A 20,725-nucleotide genomic window follows, 5' to 3' on the forward strand; every position below is an offset into this window, starting at 1 on the left:
TTAGTCATATTGCATCGGCTCGCCGGTTCAAGCCGAATGCAGCTTCGGCTTCCTCCGGCAGGTCCGTACAAAGCATCAAATTCTGATGCAGGCGCAATGACTGCAGATTCGCCCAGGTTGCGCGATGAGAACGCCCATGGAGTTCGGGGGAAACAATGCATACCCGCTTGCCTCGCGCGAGCAGATCCTCGATCATCCCGATGCTGTACCACTGGTCGTCCTCGAACGCATCAAGCCAGACACCCTCCGAGTCGTCAACCCATCCTGTGATGGATTCGACTTCGCTTAATCTCGCGTACACTGGATTTCCGCAACGCAAATGCATGCGCATATCGGGTATAGACATGTCGAAGACAAACCATGATGCACGATCAAAATCGCTCATGCTTCTGGCCAGATTTTCGGCTATGCCATCGGCCTTGATGTTCAAAGCGAGCGGCACCGGCCGTTGCCCGATGATATCCAGGAAATCTGCCAGCGTCATCGTTGCTGCGTCCGGCATATCGTGGGAAATCACGAGCTCGCCGGCTCGATCGCGCACGTCCGTCTCCGTACCGAATCCCAAATCGAATGAGCGATGAAACGCGACGGGTTGATTTTTTTCAGCAGCACTTTTCCAGTAGCCGCGGTGGGAAAGGACAATCATCCGACCACCTCCACGGCCTTGTGCGACAGATCCAACGCAAGAAACGCGTCCAGATCCGCGGGAATTCCCAGTCCGTACATGCCGGCTCCTTCCGATCCGATGTTGAAGATGCCAATGCGCGCCCCGCCGGCGATCATCGGGTTATAGGCCGGCGCGACGTAAAACTCATTGTTCACGCGTTCGTTCGCCTGAATCATCCGCTGGGTCGCAGAAATGAAATCGCGCCCGCGGCGGAAGTTGTAGATACCGACCGTTGCCTCGTCGGATATCACTTTCTTTTCAACGACCTGCGTGACATTGCTTGCCGCATCGAGCCCGACGAACGACCACTTCGGATCGTCTGCCTTCATCGTCATGATGAGACCATCGAGTTCCCGTTGATCCATATCGTCGAGATAGGAGCCGATTCCACAATCGATGTACTGATCGCTATTTGCAATCATCAACGGATCGTCATTATCGATCAGGTCCTTAGCCGCAAGCACCGTACACGCCGCGCCGTCAGTCAGACCGTCGAGCAAGATGAGTTCTGCACCCGGGGCCCAGGAGGTCAGCTTGTCTCGCAGACCATATTGCCTGTCATGCTCCCGTTGGCAGATAAAAATGAAGCGATGTTCGCGTGCCGGCGTAAGATTATTGATCACCACGCGGATCATCGGCACACCGTGAATGGGAATCAGCGGCTTGGGATCGGCGTAACCCGCGCGCGCAAAGCGGCTGCCCGCACCAGCCATCGGAATAACGATATTGAGCATGTGGCAAGTACCTTTAAAGGAGATATCTAATACTGAGCCGTGCGGGCTGACCATGCATCCACACCCTTCAGGAACCGGCTGACCAGCGGCTTCATCAGTGGCAACGTCAGCATCGGCGCCAACGGCTCTGTGCACGATGCAAGCGCACTCAGAAACCGTTTTGCCCGCAAGCGGCGAAAACCCGTCATCTGCGTCCCGGCATCCGTCGTGCGCCCCGACAGATGAGCTTCGAGAAAACTCCAGTCGTGGGCATTCAGGCAGTTAAACCTCTGAAAACCCGAACGGAGCGCCCAGCCATAGCGGGGCAGTACGAATCCGGAATGAGCAACATCGACGACCTGCACTTCGCGACTCAAGAAGCGGTCGTGCGAATTGAGCACGGTATAGCTTACGTCGTTATGAAAGCCCGGGCAGACGTATCCGGCCCGACCTGCATAATGCGTCCACACGTGCTGCTCCGGCGCAAAACGCGCGCGATAGCGACGGTCGAACCGCGATGACCAGGACGCATGAGCATGCGTATCGTAATAGGTTGCATCCTCATAGGCCATCGGAGGTGCACACCACAGGTCCCGCAGCTTTCCCGTCTCACCGAACTGAAACCAGTCAGACAGATGAAACGGCATTTGTTCGAATACGCGCGGGTCCACGCTAAACAGATGCGGAACGACAATCCGGTTGTTCGCCGTCTCTCCATTATCTCGCGCAAGAAATGCGTCGAGAAAACCAGTCCCGTCGAAACGGCAGTCGGTGCGCATCTTGATCGCATAGCGCGTCTTCACAGACTCAAGCCCTGCTCGCGAAGACACGATCTGTCGATTGACGTTATTCATGACGCCTGGACTGTTGTACTTGAAATTGGGCAATTCCCCCGGATCATCCGATTCGACGACATGGTCGACGGGCCAATCGATCTGTGCTCCAGATCCAACCCACGTGCTAAGGATCAACGTCGCGCCGGGCAACGCCCGTCGTGTAGCAGCGATATTCCCGATCAGTTCCGACCGGGACGCCGAGTCAGTTCCGACTGCCCCCTGCATCACGACGGTCAGATCTGACAGGTTGAAATTTCGGCTGAGCATACCGAAGTTTGCGTAAACTTTACTTGAAAGCGTTGACCGAATTCACGACCGGATATGCAACCGAGAACACCAGATTCAGGAATTTCTGGAGTTCAGCAACAGGCGCGTTCGACACGTAAAGCACGTCGTTATTGTTCATCATGAAACTCTGCGCAACAAAAAACGTATTGGGATCGCGCAGGTTGATCCGATAAACGACGGGCACCTTGCCGTCCGGCGTGGTACGCACCGGCGAATCGGGCCACGTCAGCGCATCAGGTTTTTCGAACCGGAAGACGAATACGCCTTGGGCATCGGCGCGGGAATCCTGCAGGCCGCCCGCTCTCGCGATTGCCTGCGCGAGCGTAATCCCCTGTGCTTCGAAATTAACCTCCTGATTCTTGCCTGCTGCCCCGAGCGCGGTGAAGCTATACGGCTGAAACAGCGCGGTTACGACATCTCCCGCATGAAGCGGCACGTTCTGGCTCGTGTCCCGAATGACGTTTTCGAGCGGAAGAGAAGCGACGACGTTATTACGCGTCAACTGGATTGTCACCTTATCGACAGCTTCGCGAACCCCACCGGCACTCGCGAGCGCATCGAGAAGGCGTTCGCCATGCGGTGTCAACGGAACACGAGTACTCGACACGACATCGCCAACGACAGTCACATAGGATGTCGCGTTCTTCGACAATCGCACCAACACCTGAGGGTCGTGTGCGATACCACGAAGCTTCGTCGCAATATCGCGCTGAAGTTCGTCGGGAGTTCGGCCGGCAGCACGCACCGGGCCCGCAAACGGCACAGTGATATTGCCGCTGGAATCGACGACCTGGTCGGGCAATGTCATGCCGCGCCCGTTGCCGATTTCGGCGACACCGCCCGGTGTACCAAAAAGTGCTGCAGGCGGCGCCTCCCAAATCGTCACCTCCACCGCGTCTCCGAGCCCAAATTGCTGCCGGTAGGTCGAATCCTGGCCAAACTTCACGGAAAAATCCGCGGATCGGCGTTCGTCCAGTAATTTCTTCGCAACGTCGTAATTTACGTCGACGATCTGCACTCCACCTTCCGTCTCAGCCGAATTCGCCGCCGAATTCACAATGGCCCTTGTGCTGGGCCCCGACGTCGGAATAGCACTACAAGCCGCAACAAGCAGTGGGCAAATCAAAGATGCGAATAATGAAACGGGTCTCGCGACCCGATACGTCTGGATGATGGAATGCCTTGCAAACGATTTCATAGAGGCTGTTGCCTGAATTGAAGCATGCTTAAAGACCGCGCAGCAGCCGGACGCAGAAATGCCTCGCATGCCATTACGACGCCCAAAGCAAAGGAAACGATGGCGGCGCGGACTCAATCAGGCCCGAACGCAATCGATCAGATGGAATTTTTTCGGTGCAAACTCCGCCACGCGCAGGTCGCGCAATCACGGATCTACCGGGACGCCAAGGGAAGGAGCGACGTCGCGCAATAGAGGCCCGACTCGGAACCTGGAACGTCGGCAGGTAGCGGCCACCGACTGCCGGGGGCAGGGAGACTGCCGCGCCCCCCATGCCATCAACCAGGCAAAGTGAAATGCCGAGCCGCGCCGGCACCTGCTGGCGTCGCACAGGCCCGAATGCATACTGACGAGCGAATCGCACCGGTAAAACTCGACCTGATGCGCTTTGGCGACGCCCATCGGCACCGCACGGCCCACCACTACCCCGCACCCCTGAATTTGTTTGCACCACCGTCCTGACGGCAGCAGCGGCTTGATCCATCCCCATAGCCCATCTTGGTAATCGCTCGGCCATTTACTGCGTCAACCCAAAGACCGGCGAAGTTCGATAATCCTCCAACGCAGTTGACGGCATTCCCGGCCTTTATGAACCCATCCCCCTGCGGAGGATGGATTATGGCACGACATCAGCTAGAATCTGCCACATATATTTGCACCTCGCCGAGCTTTGCTGCGTGGTCGCCCCGAAGGGCAGTGCATTACACCACGCTCTACGCCTAACCTGGTACAACAACGTGTCAAAAAGAAACCTGCTGCTGGACGTCACGCGCCTGCTGGAACGCTTGCATAATGGTCTCATGCCGACAGGCATCGATAGAGTAAGCCTTGCATACGTCCAGCATTACGGTGTCCGTGCAAGAGCAGTGCTTAGCTTCCGGGGTCACTGGACCGTCTTGAAGCAAACGGACTCGGAGCGCCTTTTCGGGTGGCTCAACGGCGCTTCGCATACCCGCTCGCTGATCCGCCGCACGTTTGCTCAAGCTTTTTTTTCGAGTTGGCAAGCAACCAATATTGAAAATAGCGTCCTGTTGCACACGAGCCACAGCGGTATGGAATATTCGCGTTACACGCAAAGCTTTTTGCGCAAGGCTGTTCGCCCCGTTTTTATGGTGCATGATTTAATTCCAATGACACACCCGGAATATTGCCGCCCCGGGATCGCAGAACAGCACCGCCGACGAATTCACTTTGCGCTGCAGCACGCGTCCGGACTGATCGCCAACTCGGAGGCAACGCTCGAATCCCTCGCCGCCGAATCGCGCAGGGCCGACATTCCAATGCCCCAGAACGTGGTAGCGCGACTGGCTCCGGCGAAGATCGTCGGGCGCCCCGATACTGCCAGCCCCATTAGCGCGCCATTTTTCGTCGTACTCGGAACGATCGAAGCCCGCAAAAATCATTGGTTTTTGCTGCACGTCTGGCGCAGCCTCGTCGAGCAACTTGGCGAAAAAACACCCCGGCTCATCATCGTCGGTCGCCGCGGCTGGGAGTGTGAGAACGCGATAGACATGCTCGAACGTTGCGATAAGCTACGCGGGTATATCGTCGAAGAATCGCAATGCAGCGACGAACGGCTGTTCTCGTATCTGCAACATGCACGCGCGCTACTCTTCCCGTCGTTTGCCGAAGGATATGGCATGCCGCTCGTCGAGGCGCTTGCGCAGCGCGTGCCAGTCATCGCAAGCGATTTATCGGTGTTCCGCGAAATAGCGAATCAGACGCCGAGCTATCTTGATCCGCTGGACGGACCGGGCTGGATCGCCGCCATCAAGCGTTATATGGATGCCGACGACCCGGTGAGAAACGCACAGATCAACCGGATTGAAAAATATCAGGTACCCACATGGGCGGAGCATTTTGAAATCGTTGACCGCTTTATCGAGGAACTTGATTAAATGCACACCCTAGGGCACCCGGATACCGAACGGCATGTGCGCACTCGTGCCGGGAGGCGAATGGTTCGGGGCCGACGCACAATCGCCGTGTTCACCGGCTTCCGCAGCCGCGCCTTCTGGGGGCATCGCGCGCTGGGGCGCATTGCACACGCCATCGCGCGCTGGAGCGGACGCCCCGCCGATCTGCTGTATGCCGGTCCCGTATGGTCGCATTGCGCCGTGGGGGAACCGCTGCTATCCTGGATCCAGCTCCAAGCCAAAGGCCCATATCACGCCGCAATGAGCGACGCGCTTCAATCGCTCTTGAAGCAGGACGCGACACTGGGCACTACGCCGGAAATCTCGTCGCTCATGCGACGCGTCGTTGCGAGCGGCGCCGGACGCAACCGAACGAACTACCGCCCCGCATTCGACGACTCCGTGCGACTGTCAACCAACAGGAAGATCCTGTTGATCGACGAGCGCCGCCTCCCACTCGCCGATGACCGCGCGTCATTTGCCCGTATGTTGGCGAGCGCGCGCGACATGCATCCCAATGCCGACATCCTGTTGTGGCAAACGACGGACGAGCGTTGCGGCACATGGCAACTGGGCTCACTCGATGATTTGCCAGAGACAACCTGCATTGTCGATCGGCACGCGAATTTTTTCGCTGTGCTCAATGCCGTCGATGCGGTCTATACAGTCGAAGCGCCGGAAGGCCTGGAAGCGATCATCGCCGGCGTTCGACCGCATGTGTTCGGCCGCCCCTACTATGCAGGACTCGGGCATACCTATGACCAGCACCGGCCAGTGCAGTCGCTCTCTCGCCCGACGATCGAAGCTCTGTTCGATGCCGTCTACCTGAAGCTCGCACGATACATTGATCCCGACACAGGGGGCCCAGCGACGTTCGAGCGCGTGCTCGAATGTATCGAACTGCAGCGCAGCATGCACAACCGGTTCCGCGACCTGCAAATTGTCGAGGCGCACGGATTCCAGATATGGAAGCGCCGATTCGCGGCGCCATTTCTCGGAATCGGCGGCGGACGCCTTTACTGGCACAGGCACGCTCAGGCATCCCGTGCCGACAGCACGGTCGCCCTATGGGGCGCACGGAGTGCAGACCACGTTCGTGCGGGAACCCGGATCGTTCGCATCGAAGATGGTTTTTTCCATTCTCTCGGCCTCGGCTCCGACATGAGCGCGCCACTGAGTCAGGTAATCGACCGGAATGGGATTTATTTTGATGCGCAAAAACCAAGCGACCTGACTCATATTCTGAACGAAGGGACATTCGACAGCACGGAAGTTGCTCGCGCGGAGAAACTGCGGCGTCTGATCGTCGAGTCTGGCGTAACCAAATATAATCTGGGCAGAAAGGCGCCGCAGTGGCAAGCACCTGCAGGAAGTACAGTAATATTGGTGGTCGGCCAGGTCGCCGACGACGCGTCAATACGGCTCGGGGCAGGCGATTTCCGCACGGCGGAGCAGGTACTTCAACACGCCCGAGCTAACAACCCAGACGCATTTATCGTCTACAAGCCGCACCCGGACGTGCTTTCCGGGAATCGCACAGGGCTTGTCGATGCACGTCGTTACGCCAATGTGGTCGATGCCGAAGCCGACCTGCTGTCGCTGCTGGAGCATACCGACGAAGTGCATACGATCTCGTCGCTCGCCGGATTCGAGGGGCTGCTCAGGCAAAAGAAAGTCCATGCGTATGGTTACCCGTTCTATGCAGGCTGGGGACTTACTCACGATGAAATGAAGTCCGTCCCGTGGCGACAGCGATCCTTGAAGCTTGACGAACTGGTCGCGGGGGCGCTAATCCGGTATCCGATCTACTGGAATTGGCAAGCCCGGCTGTTCTCGACACCCGAGGCTGTCGTTCGCACACTGGCTGTCAACGCTGCCCGGCCGATGGGCAACGTCAGCGCCGATCCATCGAGGCCATGGAGAAAAGCGGTCCGGTGGGTCAAAAATCTGGCGTGGTATGTGTTATGGGAAATACGTCGCGGCATCGAATAGGCACGCGCCTCCGCCGCTGCCGCCTGCAATCCAGCGACGAATATCTGAGCCGGTTTTTGCAGTTTTTGGAGCAGTCTCAATCCATGTTTGCGCTTCGCCCCTGATAGCACCGTCTTATGCATAACAGCGATAACGTACAACCTTTGACGAGCTGTCGCCACGAATCGGACCACTGCGTAGCCGATTCCCAGTTCGACTATCCGGGCAGCGAGTCAGGCTGGCAGTATCAAACGCTAGATTCGGACAACTGCTTTGGCGCGTGGCGAAAGCGGGCCGAATCGGCTGAAACCGCCACGCCGACTGCTTTTCTAGTCTGCGACGACCCTCACTGCATGATCGGTCGCGACTTTGTCCATCCCGGCCACACACATCGACCGTCGATGCAGTGGAATGCAGACCGGGCGGGCGCATATCGGGTGGACGGCGAATTCGCACTCGTTCGCGCTGCCGCAAGCGGGAAGTTGCTGATCCAGCTGTACGTCGATGACGTGCGCGAGATCGAGCAGACACTTGATTTCCCCGACACCCTGAGATTCTCCGTTACCTGCCATCTTGCAGAGGGCAGCTTCGTGCGTCTCGTCGTCGGCCGAGCAGGCATCATCGACAATAATCACTGCCTGTTCTACGCGCGCATCACGCGTCTCGGTACGGACCATGGCTTTGACCTGATGTCGCGTACGATCAGGAAGGGGCGGCACGGTTCGTGGCGCGTGCTCGAACTCACGCTACGCGACTCGCTCGGCTACGACGTTCCGGCCCGTGGCCTTGCCGAACTCTCGCACAACCTGTTCGTCGGCGAATCCCGCCCGAACGTAACCGCGATGCAGGTTGCCCGCTCGGTGCATGCAGCTCATTTCGCCGCTCACGATCAAAACTTCAGGCTGCCCCGCTCGTTCAAGATACGCCGGGACAATGATGGCCACGCAGCCGCGACGGCTGGGAAGCATCCCGGCGGTCCGGTCACCGGATCGACAGATGGTGCGAAAGCCGCATCGGCCCCCGCGCCAACGGATGCATCGGTTCCCGGCGCAGAGGCTGAAAGCCTGACCTCGTTTACGCCCGAACCCCACACGCTCCCTGGAGGTTTGCCGGTCACGGAAGTCGTTAATAGCCCTGTTGCCTCCCCTACGCATCAGAACCAAACACACAATCAACCGCTCATAGCCGGCAATCAGCATGTCGAGGACGTAGAGGAAACACCTGGCGGCGATGCCGGCCGACCGACCGTCGTCACTGCGACCGATCTGCACACAACACGCGACGGCAATCCGCTCGCCCCTCCGGTACACACTGATGTCCCGGTATCCGGGCAGCCAAACGCAAAGAGCAACTCCGATGAGTAGTTCCGATTTCCATACCCTGATCATAGGTGCCGGCTTCGCCGGCATGTCAGTCGCTTACATGCTGGACGCATCTGGAACTGCGGTGATCGACCGCGGCGAGCCCTTCGATCCTGGTCAGGCTTCAGCAAACTTCAGCTACAAGGGGCGAGACTACTTGCCCGGCCATTTCGAGCCTTTAATTGACGCAGAGGCATGCGTGATGCAGAGCTCCGATATCGCCAATCGCGCCGAGCTGCCGCTGTCGATGATGTCGACCAACGTCACAACGTTCGTGCAGGGCGGGATTTCTAACTGGTGGGGCGGGTATAGCGCGCGAATTACGCGTAAGACTTTCGAAGTGCCGGGCGAAGTTGCGTGGCCGATAGGCTACGACGAGCTTGTACCGTACTACGAGCAGGCCGAACGTCTGATGCACGTGCACGGCGATCCAACTGCGGGCGATTACAGCATCTTCGGTGAACTTCCCGGTTGGGATTACTGGAGATCTTATTTCCAGTCGATGTTTCCGCTCGCACGTGTCACGCCGCAGGCGAAGAACGTTTCGGATCACGATACGCACAATTTTGGCCTGTGCATTGGAAATGGTCATTGCGGCCTGTGTGTCAACGACGCGAAAGCGCGTCCGGCGAACGTCTTTCCGTATATCGACGTACATGGCAATTCGATCGCCGAAGAAATCCTTTTCGAGGGCGACCGCGCGGTCGCCGCGCGTGTGCGATCGGATGGCGAATTGCTGGAGATCTCGTTCGATCGACTCGTGGTGGCGGCCGGCGGCATAGAGAACGTCACGTTGCTGAAGCGCAGCAAGCTTCCACAGGGCGTTCGCACTGCACGCATCGGCAGCAGTTACCAGGATCATACCGCGTGTGAAGTACTTGGAATTTTGCCTGAGGCCTTCAGGCATTTTCATCTAGGCGCGGAAGGCGCGGTGGAAATTCCAGAACTCTCTGGTTATTTCCACGGCATTGAAGTCAAGACGCTGATGCTGACAGTCCCACCATCAGCAGAACAAACCGCGGCACTCGTGCAGAGCGGCGACAGTCCGGTCAGCCGTACGATCCATCTGAACAAGCTACTCCCCAGGATTGCCCGCTTTTACCTGCAGATGGAAGTCCCGCCCGAGTGGGGAGTGGAACTCCGGTCCCGCGGACAGCGATCGTTCATCTATTCTTTGCCGTACCTTGAACACTGCCCGATTCTCGACGCTGTCGTCATGGAGGTGACGCGGAAGATGATCGACGCAGGCATCATGATTGCGAAGATCGTTCCGCATCACCGGAACGGCTTCGGCGGTCACCACTACAGCGGTACGACGGCGATGGCAAGCGGCCCGCATGCGGTCGTCACAAGCAACCAGAGGCTCATCGGCACCAGCAACGTCTATTTAAACGGCGGCAGCGTAATTCCCCGCTGCGGCGGGGCAGGACCTACGCTTTCAATCGTTGCACTAGGGTTGCGACTCGGCGAGCATCTGCGTTGACGTTTGCCTTCGCGAAGCATACTCACAAGGCGCTGTCTGCGCCACTGCGGCAACGCAGGATCGTGGCGGCAAATAGGTAGTGCCTGCTCAAGCCGGAAAACGGGTTTGATTCCAGGGGTAGGCGCTATCTGCAAAAATATGCACGGCAAGGATTCGAGGTGCTCGTCCCGACGGTTGGAGCGACGGTAGACTTTGATCCGCTCCAACACCGTTGCCCGGTCGTACCCGGACAATCGGTGAGGCCTTTCGCGTTACCACTGCATTTGACCGTGCCGAATACTGCCACCTTGCCCGCTTCGCCCCGACCCATTTGCTGTGCCAGGCCCGCTGAACGCGGTTTCGCGGCATCCGGGCGAACCAGCGAACGACTCGCGCGAATTTGCACTAATTGACGCGTCGAAGTATGTCCGATAGACGATAGACCGGAACATCAGGCACGAATCGTTCCGGCAGACCTATCTGCTCACCGCCGCTCAAACGTACAGAATCCCACGCCGATATCTGGCTAGGCCGCTTGCACACGCGCTGCATTTGAATCGTCCGTCAGACAACGGCTATGGCGTACTCGTCCAGGTTGGGCAGGAATTATATTTCTTAATTTTCGGCATCTTTCCTGCCTTGGCAAACTCGCACGTGCCGCCGGCAAACCGAACGGCGGGAGACTTTGCCCTCTGTCGCTCGGAATCTTCGGTCCGCGGGTCGCGCTCGATCTTCCCCCGCTAACGGCATTCGCGCAGCTATCTCAGACGCGGCACCTCCCAGCAATTAGCAAACCACTCAGGTGCGACCCTCCTCCAGCGGCTTGAGCATGTAATTCGCCACCCGGCGGTTCGATTCCTCGCAGCAACACGCTTTGTGTGCGATAGCCCCCACGCAGGGTCATTCAACAGCAATTTCCCGGCATGATAGACTTTCTGTGCCGATGCAAAATATAATTTATAGAAATAGAAGCCGGGCTGCGTTGCGGAACTTGTCTCTGCCCGTCCGCCTCGACGACCTGGCGTTGCTGACGGGCCGCTAACCAACGGCGCAACCGCCCAAAGACCGACATAGATGCAGAAGGAAACCTGCGGAAATGCATTCAATCGCAAAGAGATCAACGGCATCAGCCAGATCGTCGCCACTGCTATACCCCGGTTCTCGCACCGCGCGCCGCAACGTAAGCGTTAATGGCTATCGGCCTGCCTCACGGCGATGAAACTCCGTCACACGCTATGCGGAAAAATCTGGTTTTTGGCCTCAGCAATGCCTCCAATCTGTCACATGTCCGTTGCCCCGAACCGAGTCCTCCCATGCCCTACCCCCTCCCCCCCGACTTCAAACTCACCTACTCCGACCTGCGCATCTCCGCTTCCGGCCTCACCCGCCCCGAATGCGTCCTCGCGCTCCACACCGGCGACCTGATCGCCGCCCACGGCAAGGGCGGCTACACGCACTGGCGCGCCGGCGCCGAACCGCGCCACGTGCTGCCTGCCGACGGCAACCCGCGCAAATACGTGCCGAACGGCATCGCGCTGTCGAAGCGCGGCACCGTGCTGTTCGCGAACCTCGGCAGTGAGCTGGGCGGCATCTTCAGCATCGCCGGCGACGGCACGATCGAACCTGTAGTCGAAACCGTCGACGGCGCACCGCTCCCGCCAACGAACTTCGTCGTCGAGGACAACGCCGGCGCGATCTGGTTCACCGTGAGCACGCGGATGCGTCCGCGCGCGCAGGCGTGGACGCGCCGCGTCACCGACGGCTTCATCGGCGTCAGCGACACGAAAGGCTCGCGCATCCTCGCGGACGGTCTCGGCTACACGAACGAAATCGCGTTCTCGCCGGACCGCAAATGGGTGTACGTGAACGAGACCTACGCGCAGAAGGTCAGCCGCTTCGAATTGCTGCCGGGGCCGGCGCTGGGTCCGAAGGAAGTCGTCTGCCAACTCGGCGGCGCGGACTTCCCGGACGGCCTGTGCTTCGACGCGTTCGGCGGCGTGTGGATCACCTGTGTCGGCAGCAACCGCGTGATCGTCGTGCGCCCGGACGGCACCACGCAGATCGTGCTCGAAGACCTCGACGCGGAATACACCGACTACCTCGCGTCGCGCTACGCGGCGCACGCGCTGTCGGTCGAGGACATGGCGACGACCGGCAAGTCGCGGCTGAAAAGCGTGTCGAGCCTCGTGTTCGGCGGCCCGGACATGAAGACCGCGTATCTCGGCTGCCTGCTCGGCGACGCGGTGCTGTCGTTCGACAGCCCGATCGCCGGCGCGCCGACGACCAACTCGAACCGCTCGCTGCGCTAGCGGCGCCGACGACGCGCGGCGCGACGAAAGACGCGGCGCGAACCGCATAACAAACACAAACGGAGACTCACTTGAATCAGACGACCAACGGCGGCAAGCCGGAAGACACACCCGCTTTCGCGGCCCGCAGAAAACGCGCGGTCATCGCGACGCTGATCGGCAATTTCATGGAGTGGTTCGATTTCGCGGTGTACGGCTTCGTCGCCGTCAACATCGGCCACGCGTTCTTTCCGGCCGGCAACACGACGGCGGCGCTGCTGTCGTCGCTCGCGGTGTTCGGCATCGCGTTCCTGCTGCGGCCGATCGGCGGCATGGTGCTCGGCGTGATCGGCGACCGCGTGGGCCGCCGCGAGTCGCTCGCGATCGCGATCATCATCATGAGCACGTCGACGTTCGTGCTCGCGATCCTGCCGACCTACCAGCACATCGGCATGTGGGCGACGGTCGCGCTGGTGCTCACGCGCTGCGTGCAAGGGATGTCGGTCGGCGGCGAGTGGATGGGCGCGGGCACGTTCATCGTCGAATACTCGCCGGCGAACCGGCGCGGGCTGTCGGCGAGCGTGATCTCGGCGACGGCGGCGTTCGGCGTCGCGGCGGGCAGTCTCGTGGTGTTCGCGATCTCCAGCTATCTCGACGCGCCGACGTTCGACGCCTGGGGCTGGCGCATTCCGTTCGTGCTCGCGGTGCCGGTCGGCCTCGTCGGGCTGTACATGCGGCTGAAGCTCGAAGACACGCCGGTGTTCGAGGAAATCAAGGCGCGCTCGGCGGGCAACGTGCAGAAAGCGCCGTTCCTCGCGTCGCTGAAGGAGGACATCCGGATGATCGGCATCGCGTTCTCGTTCGCGAGCATCACGGGCCTCGGCTTCTATTACTTCGTCACCTACATGGTGAATTACCTGCCGGTCACCGGCCATCTCGGCCGCACGGAGTCGGTGATGGTGAGCGGCGCGAGCCTCGTGCTGTACGGGCTCTTCTGTCCGCTCGCGGGCTGGCTGTCCGACCTGATCGGCCGCCGCAAGACGTTCCTGATCGGCATCTTCGGGCACATGGCGTTCGGCATTCCGGTGTTCTTCATGCTGTCGTCGGGCAGCATCGGCATCGCGTTCGTCGGCCTCGTGATCTTCGCGTCGTTCCAAGCGCTGATCAACGTGATGAACACGGTCGTGGTCGTCGAACTGTTCCCGCCGCGCACGCGGATGACGAGCGGCGCGCTCGCGCTGAACCTCGGCGCGGGGCCGGTCGCCGGCACGGGGCCGCTGATCGCGGCGGCGCTGGTCGCGAGCACGGGCATCGCGATTTCACCGGCGTTCTACCTGTGCGCGATCGCGCTGGTCACGTTCGTGATCCTGTATTTCGCGCTGCCGGAAACGTCGCGACGCTCGCTCGTCGAAGAAGAGCCGCTTGCGCCGCTGCGAGGCGAAGAGGACAACGGGCTGGAGGCGGCGCGCGCGACGCGCTGACCGTCGCCGCGACGTGGCAAGGCCATGCTGACGACCGCATGCCCCAGGCCCCGCCGCTGGCTTACTTCCGCGCGACCTTCGCCGCCGCGGGCTTCGCGGGCGCGGCCTTCGACGCGGCGCTTTTAGCGGGCGCGGCCTTCGGCGCCACGTTCTTTTCGAGCCGGGTCCAGCCCGCGTCGATGTGCTCGACCATCGCGTCCGCGACGCCCTGCGCGTCGCGCGCTTCCAGCCTGCGGATGATCTCGACGTGCTCGTGCGGCAACTGCTTGAAGCGGCCGGCCTGGTCGTCGTGGAAGTTGAACGGGAATTTCGCCCACAGCACGCGCACGAACTGCAGGGTCTGCTGGCAGTCCGCGATTTCGTACAGGCGGAAGTGGAAGCGCACGTTCGCGGAGCGGATCGGATACGGATCGCCGGCCTTGATCAGCGCGATGAACTCCTTGTGCATCGTGCGCAGCTCGGCGATGTCCTCCTTCGTCACGCGCTCGGCGGCGCGGTACGCGAGCATCCGTTCGAGCACGACGCGCAGTTCGAAAATCTCGCGCACGCGCTGCGGATCGATGTTCGGCACGGACAGGCCGCGATGCGGCTCGCTGACGACGAAACCCTCCATTTCCAGAGCTTTCAGCGCCTCGCGCACCGGCGTGATCGACACGCCGAGTTCGGCGGCGATGTCGGCCTGCTTGAGCTTGTGGCCTCGCGGGTATTCGCCCGAGATGATCCGTTCGCGCAAACGCTCTGCCACTTGATCGAGTTTTGTCAGGAAAGCCATGGTCATCCAGAAGTGGGGCCGCCGTGATCCGGCCTTGCCGGTTGGAGTGGCACGCATGCGGACGACCGGCGAAATGGCCGCCGGCCCCCGGCCGCATGCTGCGCTGCGGCCCTATTGTACGACGCCGCGCGAGCCGTCCCGCCGCCGATGCATTTTGTGTGCTCGCGTCCTCACGCTTCGCGCGGCGCTCACGCACGCATCGGCTTATGGGCGCCTGCGCCGCGTCCGGCCCCCGTTTGCCGCATCTTTTTCCGCGCATGCGTGGCATGCAGTCTCGAAGTCCGCGCCGCACGGCCGCCGTTTTTTTGCGTTCGACTCCCGCCATCTGCGTTTGGCCTGCGCATAGAATATATTTTATAATTTGCATCGATCAGGATTCGGCGGCATGGCCTGGAGGGATCGGGTTCGCAGTCGGTCCGCCGTTTCCGTCTCATGCCGCTCCCGGCTTTTCTCGACACAGGAGAACCATGTCGCATCCCAACGCTACCGGGCCGACGATGCCCGATCCCAGCCATCTGCCTGGCATGCTGGCCGGCCTGAGGGTCATCGAAGTCGCCGACGAATCCGGCGAATACTGCGGGCTGCTGCTCGCGGGGCTGGGTGCGGAGGTAATCAAGATCGAGCCGCCGCAGGGCAGTCCGACACGCCGGATCGGGCCGTTCTACGAGGACGTCGAAGACCCCGAGCGTTCGCTGCATTTCTGGGCCTATAACCGCGGCAAGAAGTCGGTTGCGCTCGACACCGCGAGCGCCGCCGGCCGCGCGCGCCTCCTCGGCATGCTCGAACACGCGGACATCCTGCTCGACAGCAGCTGCGGCCAGCTCGTGCGCGACCTGAAGCTCGGCGCGCCGCTGACGCAACGCTTCCCGTCGCTGATCCACGCGCGGATCACGCCGTTCGGCGACTCCGGCCCGTGGAAGGACTATCGCGCATCGGACCTGATCCACCTCGCGCTCGGCGGCGTGATGATGAACTGCGGCTACGACCCGAATCCGGACCTCACCTACTCGACGCCGCCGATCGCGCCGCAGGCGTGGCACGCGTATCACATCGCCGGCGACCAGACGGCGGCCGCGATCGTCGCGGCGCTGCTGCACCGGCAGCGGACCGGCGAAGGGCAGGACGTGTCGTGCGCGATCCATCAGGCGGTGTCGATCAACACCGAACTCGACCTGATGTCGTGGGTGATGCGCCACGCGCCGCTCTACCGGCAGACCGCGCGGCACGCGGCCGAGACGCCGAGCGACGTGCCGAACATCAGCCGCACGTCCGACGGCCGCTGGAACATGACGTGGGGCGTGTCCGCACGCGACAAGGCGCGGCTCGTGCCGTTCCTGCAACAGTTCGACAAGGCGGAGGACCTTCAGCCGCCGTCGAACGACATCGACATGACCGCGCGCAACACGCCGGGCTCGACCGAGGTGGACGCAGAAACACGCCACATGCTCGAAGTGATCCAGCGTTTCGTCGGGTCGTACGACTACGAGCATCTGCCGTGGCGCGAGGCGCAGGAAGCCGGGCTGCTGTGGGCGCCGGTGCGCAAGCCGCACGAGAACGCGGTGGACGAGCACTGGCTCGCGCGTTCGTCGTTCAGCGACATCGCGCATCCGGAACTGGGCCGCCGCTTCCGCTATCCGACCAGCAAGTGGCTCAGCACCGCGACTGCGTGGCAGCCGGGCCGGCGCGCGCCGTTTGTCGGCGAGCACAACGACGATCCGTCGCTCGCGAAGCCGCTGCCGGGCAACACGCGCGGCGAGGCCTCGAACAAACTGCCCGCCACGCCGCGCGACGCGTCGCCGGTCACGCTGTCGAAGCACGGCAAGCCATTCCCGCTGCAAGGCGTGCGCATCTTCGACTTCTCGTGGTTCCTCGCATCCGCCGGCGGCACGCGCTTTTTGAACGCGCTCGGCGCGGAAAGCATCAAGGTCGAATGGAAGACCAACCCGGACACGCGGCTCGCCGCGATGGCGCCGGTCGGCGGCCGCGAAGCGCGCGAGAAGGCGACCGGTCCGCTGCCGGGCGTCACCGATCCGGACATGGGCGGCCAGTTCAACAACAAGAACGCGGGCAAGCGCGGCATGTCGCTGAACATTCGCCATCCGAAGGGTCTCGCGATCGCGAAGGATCTGATCCGGATGTCCGACATCGTCGCGGAAGGGTTCTCGCCGGGCGTGCTGGACCGGCTCGGCCTCGGCTACGACGTGCTGAAGTCGATCCGGCCGGACATCATCTACGTGCAGCAGTCCGGCATGGGCGCGATCGGCCGTTACGGGCGGTTCCGCACGGTCGGCCCGGTCGCGGCGTCGTTCTCCGGCACGACCGAGATGTCCGGCCTGCCCGATCCGGCGATGCCGGCCGGCTGGGGTTATTCGTATCTCGACTGGATCGGCGCCTACGGCTTCGCGCTCGCGGCGCTCGGCGCGCTGTATCACCGCGACCGCACGGGCGAAGGCCAGTGGATCGACTCGTCGCAGTGCGAGTCCGGCATCTACCAGACCGCGACGGCGGTGCTCGACTGGTCCGCGAACGGCCGCGTGTGGTCGCGCTACGGCAACCGCTCGCCGTACAAGCCGGCCGCGCCGCACGGCGCGTATCGCTGCAACGGCCGCGACGCGTGGATCGCGATCGCGTGCTTCGACGACGCGCAATGGCGCGCGTTCGTGGACGTCGCGCAACTGCCGGCGCTCGCGTCCGACCCGCGTTTCGCGACCCTCGCAGACCGGCTCGCGCATCAGGACGAACTCGACGCCTTGGTCAACGCATGGACGTCGACGCAGGACCCGTATGCGTGCATGACGCGGCTGCAACGCGCGGGCGTGCCGGCCGGCGTCTGCCAGACGGCGGCCGACCGTTGCGACATCGATCCGCAACTTGCCGAACTCGGCTGGCTGACCGAAGTGACCGGCACGCGCATCGGCCGCTGGCCGGTCGTCGAGTTTCCGGTGAAGCTCGGCGCGACGCCCGCGTACAGCGGCGGCGTGATCGATCGCGGCGCGCCGTGTTACGGCGAGGACAACGAACACGTGCTCGGCCAGTGGCTCGGTTATTCCGCGTCGGAGATCGACGCGTTGCGCGAAGAAGGCGTGATCTGAGCGCGGCCGCGCGCTCGACGCCGCCCCTTTCTCACACGATATCGAACGGAGACAACGTATGAATCCGATGCAGGGCCTGAGTAACCGGATCGCCGTCGTCGGCGTCGGCAACACGCCGTACGGCGACTTCCCGGCGGTCAGCGACTACGCGCTCGGCGCGCACGCGTTCAAGCTCGCAATCGACGATTGCGGGCTCGACAAGAACGAGATCGACGGCCTGCTGTGCTGCCGCGTGCCGTTCTACGCGCGGATGGGCGAGATCCTCGGCCTCAATCCGCGCTGGACGATGACGCTGCCGGGCCACGGCCGCATGTCCGGCATCGCGATCACCGAGGCGATGCTCGCGCTGGAGACCGGCGCGGCGAAGTACGTCGCGCTGGTCTACACGAACATCGGCCGCTCGCGCCGGATGAACTACGGCGGCGACGAGTCCGCGTCGTTCTGGGACCCGTGGGGCCTCACGTCGCCGGGTGCATCGCACGCGCTGATGTTCCGCATGCACATGGAGCGCTACGGCACGACGACGCGCCAGCTCGCGGAGGTGTCGGTCGCGTTCCGCAACAACGCGATCCTGAATCCCGACGCGGTGATGCGCAAGCCGATCACGATCGACGACCACGAGAGCATCCGCCGCATCGTCGAGCCGCTCGGCCTGCTCGACTACTGCCTCATCAACGACGGCGCGGTGTGCCTGATCCTGACGACGCGCGAGCGCGCGGCCGACCTGAAAAAACCGCCGGTGCTGATCTCCGGCGTCGGCTCGCGCGACGCGTTCGAGCGGTCGGCGATCGGCAACTTCGACTCGGAGTTCTGGTACGACGAGATCCGCGAGGCTGGCTCGCAGGCGTACGAGATGGCGGGCGTCACGAAGGACGACGTCGATGCGCTGATGTGCTACGACAACTTCTCGCCGACGGTGCTGTTCAGCCTCGAAGGCCTCGGCTTCTGCGGGCGCGGCGAAGCGGGCTCGTTCGTCGAGAACGGCGCGCTCGGCGTGCACGGCCGCCTGCCGACCAACACCGACGGCGGCCATCTGTCGAATTCGTACATGCAGGGCTGGGCGCTGAACGTCGAAGCGATCCGCCAGTTGCGCGGCGAATGCGGCGAACGCCAGGTGAAGGACTGCGACGTCGTGCAGTACATCGCGGCGACGCCGTGCACGCGCTCGATCATCTATACGAAGGGGTAAGCCAATGACGAACACCTATGACAAGCCGTTGCCGACCATCGACGAGTATTCGAAGGGCTACTGGGCGCTCGCGCGCCAGCATCAGTTGTCGGTGCAGGTGTGCCGGCACTGCGGGCATCGTCACTTCCCGGCGTCGCCGGTGTGTCCGTCGTGCCTGTCCGACGTGCAGACGTGGGAGCCGGTCAGCGGGCGCGGCACGCTGGTTTCGTGGGCCACGTTCCATCGCGCGTACTGGAATGCGTTCCGCGACGACCTGCCGTATCACGTGTGCCTGATCCAGCTCGACGACGGGCCGATCGTGGTCGGCAACTTCGGCAACGGCATTCCGGACAACGTGAAGATGGGCATGCCGATGAAGGTGCAGTTCGAGGACGTGACGCCGGACGTTTCGCTCGCGCGTTTCGTTCCCGCCTGATGCAACGTGCAGCGACGCTGGACTGGAGGATGACGATGAAAAAACTGATGAACGAACCGGACGCGTACGTCGACGAGATGCTCGACGGACTGTGCGCCGCGCACCCGGACACGTACCGCCGCGCGGGCGAAAGCGGCCGCGTGATCGCGCGCGCGAAGCCGGGTTTCGAAGGGAAGGTCGGCGTCGTGTCCGGCGGCGGCTCGGGCCATCTGCCGCTCTTCACCGGCTATGTCGGCGAAGGGCTGCTCGACGCGTGCGCGATCGGCAACGTGTTCGCGGGGCCAACCGTCGGCGACTGCATCGACGCGATGCACGCGGCCGATCGCGGCGCGGGCGTCTTGCGCCTCTACGGCAACTACGGCGGCGACCGGATGAACTTCGACATGGCCGGCGAGCTGACCGAACTCGACGGGCTGCGCAGCGACACGGTGCTCGTGACTGACGACGTCGCGAGCGCGTCGCCGGAAGAGGCGGGCAAGCGCCGCGGCGTCGCGGGCATCGTGTACGCGTACAAGATCGCCGGCGCGCGCGCCGAACAGCGCGGCGCGTCGCTCGACGACGTGGCCGCGACCGCGCGCAAGGCCGTCGCCGCATGCCGCACCATCGGCGTCGCGCTGACGCCGTGCATCGTGCCGGAAGTCGGCACGCCGAGCTTCACGATCGGCGAAGGCGAGATCGAGATGGGAATGGGCATCCACGGCGAGCCGGGCATCTGGCGCGGCAGCCTGAAGCCCGCCGACGCGCTCGCGGACGAGATGCTCGAACGGCTGCTCGCGGACCTCGACGTCGGCGCGGGCGAGCGCGTGTCGGTGCTGCTGAACTCGCTCGGCGCGACGCCGCACGAGGAGCTGTACATCCTGTATCGCGCGGTCGCGCGGCGGCTCGAAGCGAAGCGCGTGAGCATCGTCGCGCCGCTCGTCGGCCGTTATGCGACGTCGATGGAAATGACCGGCGCGTCGCTGACGATCCAGCGGCTCGACGCCGAACTCGAAGCGCTGCTGCGCGCGCCCGCGCACTGCCCGTTCTGGAGCCACTGA

Annotated in this window: 15 protein-coding genes; 10 read left to right on the top strand and 5 right to left on the bottom strand. The window is 62.4% G+C overall.

Going from position 1 to position 20,725, the window contains the following annotated elements; all coding sequences use genetic code 11:
• Positions 1-4: 4 nt before the first annotated feature.
• From BLV92_RS00675 to BLV92_RS00690, 4 genes are read right to left on the bottom strand one after another with little or no spacing between them, the layout of a single operon-like run.
• Positions 5-646 carry a PI-PLC domain-containing protein gene (locus tag BLV92_RS00675; RefSeq protein WP_090541296.1) on the bottom strand — a complete coding sequence of 214 codons (642 nt, stop codon included), beginning with the start codon at positions 644-646 and terminating at the stop codon, positions 5-7.
• The gene (locus tag BLV92_RS00680; protein WP_090546720.1) at positions 643-1,401 is read right to left on the bottom strand and encodes a glycosyltransferase family 2 protein; all 759 of its coding nucleotides are present in this window, start codon (positions 1,399-1,401) and stop codon (positions 643-645) included. Before BLV92_RS00680 ends, BLV92_RS00675 begins: the two co-directional genes overlap by 4 nt.
• A 26-nt stretch (positions 1,402-1,427) precedes the next feature.
• The gene (locus BLV92_RS00685) at positions 1,428-2,483 is read right to left on the bottom strand and encodes a WavE lipopolysaccharide synthesis family protein (protein WP_090541299.1); all 1,056 of its coding nucleotides are present in this window, start codon (positions 2,481-2,483) and stop codon (positions 1,428-1,430) included.
• Between the two features lie 19 nt (positions 2,484-2,502).
• On the bottom strand, positions 2,503-3,702 hold the full coding sequence (locus BLV92_RS00690) for a polysaccharide biosynthesis/export family protein (RefSeq protein ID WP_090541302.1): 1,200 nt from the start codon (positions 3,700-3,702) through the stop codon (positions 2,503-2,505).
• A gap of 839 nt (positions 3,703-4,541) precedes the next feature.
• On the opposite strand from BLV92_RS00690, the gene BLV92_RS00695 reads away from it, so the two are divergent.
• The 6 genes from BLV92_RS00695 to BLV92_RS00725 all read left to right on the top strand — a co-directional run bounded on the left by BLV92_RS00695 (position 4,542) and on the right by BLV92_RS00725 (position 14,220).
• Complete coding sequence (locus BLV92_RS00695) at positions 4,542-5,639, top strand: glycosyltransferase family 4 protein (RefSeq protein WP_243842638.1); 1,098 nt, start codon at positions 4,542-4,544, stop codon at positions 5,637-5,639.
• An 87-nt stretch (positions 5,640-5,726) separates the two neighbouring features.
• Positions 5,727-7,649 carry a capsular polysaccharide biosynthesis protein gene (locus BLV92_RS00700; protein WP_167626989.1) on the top strand — a complete coding sequence of 641 codons (1,923 nt, stop codon included), beginning with the start codon at positions 5,727-5,729 and terminating at the stop codon, positions 7,647-7,649.
• 116 nt (positions 7,650-7,765) lie between these two features.
• Positions 7,766-8,992 carry a hypothetical protein gene (locus tag BLV92_RS31300; protein WP_143040628.1) on the top strand — a complete coding sequence of 409 codons (1,227 nt, stop codon included), beginning with the start codon at positions 7,766-7,768 and terminating at the stop codon, positions 8,990-8,992.
• Positions 8,985-10,472: a GMC oxidoreductase gene (locus tag BLV92_RS00715; protein ID WP_166676661.1), complete on the top strand. Its 1,488-nt coding sequence runs from the start codon at positions 8,985-8,987 to the stop codon at positions 10,470-10,472. Before BLV92_RS31300 ends, BLV92_RS00715 begins: the two co-directional genes overlap by 8 nt.
• Positions 10,473-11,764: 1,292 nt before the next feature.
• A complete protein-coding gene (locus BLV92_RS00720) occupies positions 11,765-12,760 on the top strand; it encodes an SMP-30/gluconolactonase/LRE family protein (protein WP_090541322.1) in 996 nt (331 codons plus the stop codon).
• Between the two features lie 71 nt (positions 12,761-12,831).
• The gene (locus BLV92_RS00725) at positions 12,832-14,220 is read left to right on the top strand and encodes an MFS transporter (RefSeq protein WP_090541325.1); all 1,389 of its coding nucleotides are present in this window, start codon (positions 12,832-12,834) and stop codon (positions 14,218-14,220) included.
• A 61-nt stretch (positions 14,221-14,281) separates the two neighbouring features.
• On the opposite strand, the gene BLV92_RS00730 is transcribed toward BLV92_RS00725, so the two are convergent.
• Positions 14,282-14,992 carry a GntR family transcriptional regulator gene (locus BLV92_RS00730; RefSeq protein ID WP_090541328.1) on the bottom strand — a complete coding sequence of 237 codons (711 nt, stop codon included), beginning with the start codon at positions 14,990-14,992 and terminating at the stop codon, positions 14,282-14,284.
• A gap of 467 nt (positions 14,993-15,459) precedes the next feature.
• Between BLV92_RS00730 and BLV92_RS00735 the strand changes: the two genes are divergently transcribed.
• The 4 genes from BLV92_RS00735 to BLV92_RS00750 are packed head-to-tail and all read left to right on the top strand — an operon-like array spanning position 15,460 to position 20,725.
• Positions 15,460-18,084 carry a CaiB/BaiF CoA transferase family protein gene (locus BLV92_RS00735; RefSeq protein ID WP_244283724.1) on the top strand — a complete coding sequence of 875 codons (2,625 nt, stop codon included), beginning with the start codon at positions 15,460-15,462 and terminating at the stop codon, positions 18,082-18,084.
• Between the two features lie 58 nt (positions 18,085-18,142).
• The gene (locus BLV92_RS00740; RefSeq protein WP_166676662.1) at positions 18,143-19,273 is read left to right on the top strand and encodes a thiolase family protein; all 1,131 of its coding nucleotides are present in this window, start codon (positions 18,143-18,145) and stop codon (positions 19,271-19,273) included.
• Positions 19,274-19,277: 4 nt separating this feature from the next.
• The gene (locus BLV92_RS00745; RefSeq protein WP_090541338.1) at positions 19,278-19,688 is read left to right on the top strand and encodes a Zn-ribbon domain-containing OB-fold protein; all 411 of its coding nucleotides are present in this window, start codon (positions 19,278-19,280) and stop codon (positions 19,686-19,688) included.
• Between the two features lie 35 nt (positions 19,689-19,723).
• Complete coding sequence (locus BLV92_RS00750; RefSeq protein WP_090546722.1) at positions 19,724-20,725, top strand: dihydroxyacetone kinase subunit DhaK; 1,002 nt, start codon at positions 19,724-19,726, stop codon at positions 20,723-20,725.

The sequence above is a fragment of the Paraburkholderia caballeronis genome (assembly GCF_900104845.1).
GTDB lineage: Bacteria > Pseudomonadota > Gammaproteobacteria > Burkholderiales > Burkholderiaceae > Paraburkholderia > Paraburkholderia caballeronis.

Coding starts and splice junctions, on each gene's coding strand:
- BLV92_RS00675 (WP_090541296.1), bottom strand. CDS start 646: ATGATTGTCCTTTCCCACCGCGGCTACTGGAAAAGTGCTGCTGAAAAA.
- BLV92_RS00680 (WP_090546720.1), bottom strand. CDS start 1,401: ATGCTCAATATCGTTATTCCGATGGCTGGTGCGGGCAGCCGCTTTGCG.
- BLV92_RS00685 (WP_090541299.1), bottom strand. CDS start 2,483: ATGCTCAGCCGAAATTTCAACCTGTCAGATCTGACCGTCGTGATGCAG.
- BLV92_RS00690 (WP_090541302.1), bottom strand. CDS start 3,702: ATGAAATCGTTTGCAAGGCATTCCATCATCCAGACGTATCGGGTCGCG.
- BLV92_RS00695 (WP_243842638.1), top strand. CDS start 4,542: ATGCCGACAGGCATCGATAGAGTAAGCCTTGCATACGTCCAGCATTAC.
- BLV92_RS31300 (WP_143040628.1), top strand. CDS start 7,766: ATGCATAACAGCGATAACGTACAACCTTTGACGAGCTGTCGCCACGAA.
- BLV92_RS00715 (WP_166676661.1), top strand. CDS start 8,985: ATGAGTAGTTCCGATTTCCATACCCTGATCATAGGTGCCGGCTTCGCC.
- BLV92_RS00720 (WP_090541322.1), top strand. CDS start 11,765: ATGCCCTACCCCCTCCCCCCCGACTTCAAACTCACCTACTCCGACCTG.
- BLV92_RS00730 (WP_090541328.1), bottom strand. CDS start 14,992: ATGGCTTTCCTGACAAAACTCGATCAAGTGGCAGAGCGTTTGCGCGAA.
- BLV92_RS00735 (WP_244283724.1), top strand. CDS start 15,460: ATGTCGCATCCCAACGCTACCGGGCCGACGATGCCCGATCCCAGCCAT.
- BLV92_RS00740 (WP_166676662.1), top strand. CDS start 18,143: ATGAATCCGATGCAGGGCCTGAGTAACCGGATCGCCGTCGTCGGCGTC.
- BLV92_RS00745 (WP_090541338.1), top strand. CDS start 19,278: ATGACGAACACCTATGACAAGCCGTTGCCGACCATCGACGAGTATTCG.
- BLV92_RS00750 (WP_090546722.1), top strand. CDS start 19,724: ATGAAAAAACTGATGAACGAACCGGACGCGTACGTCGACGAGATGCTC.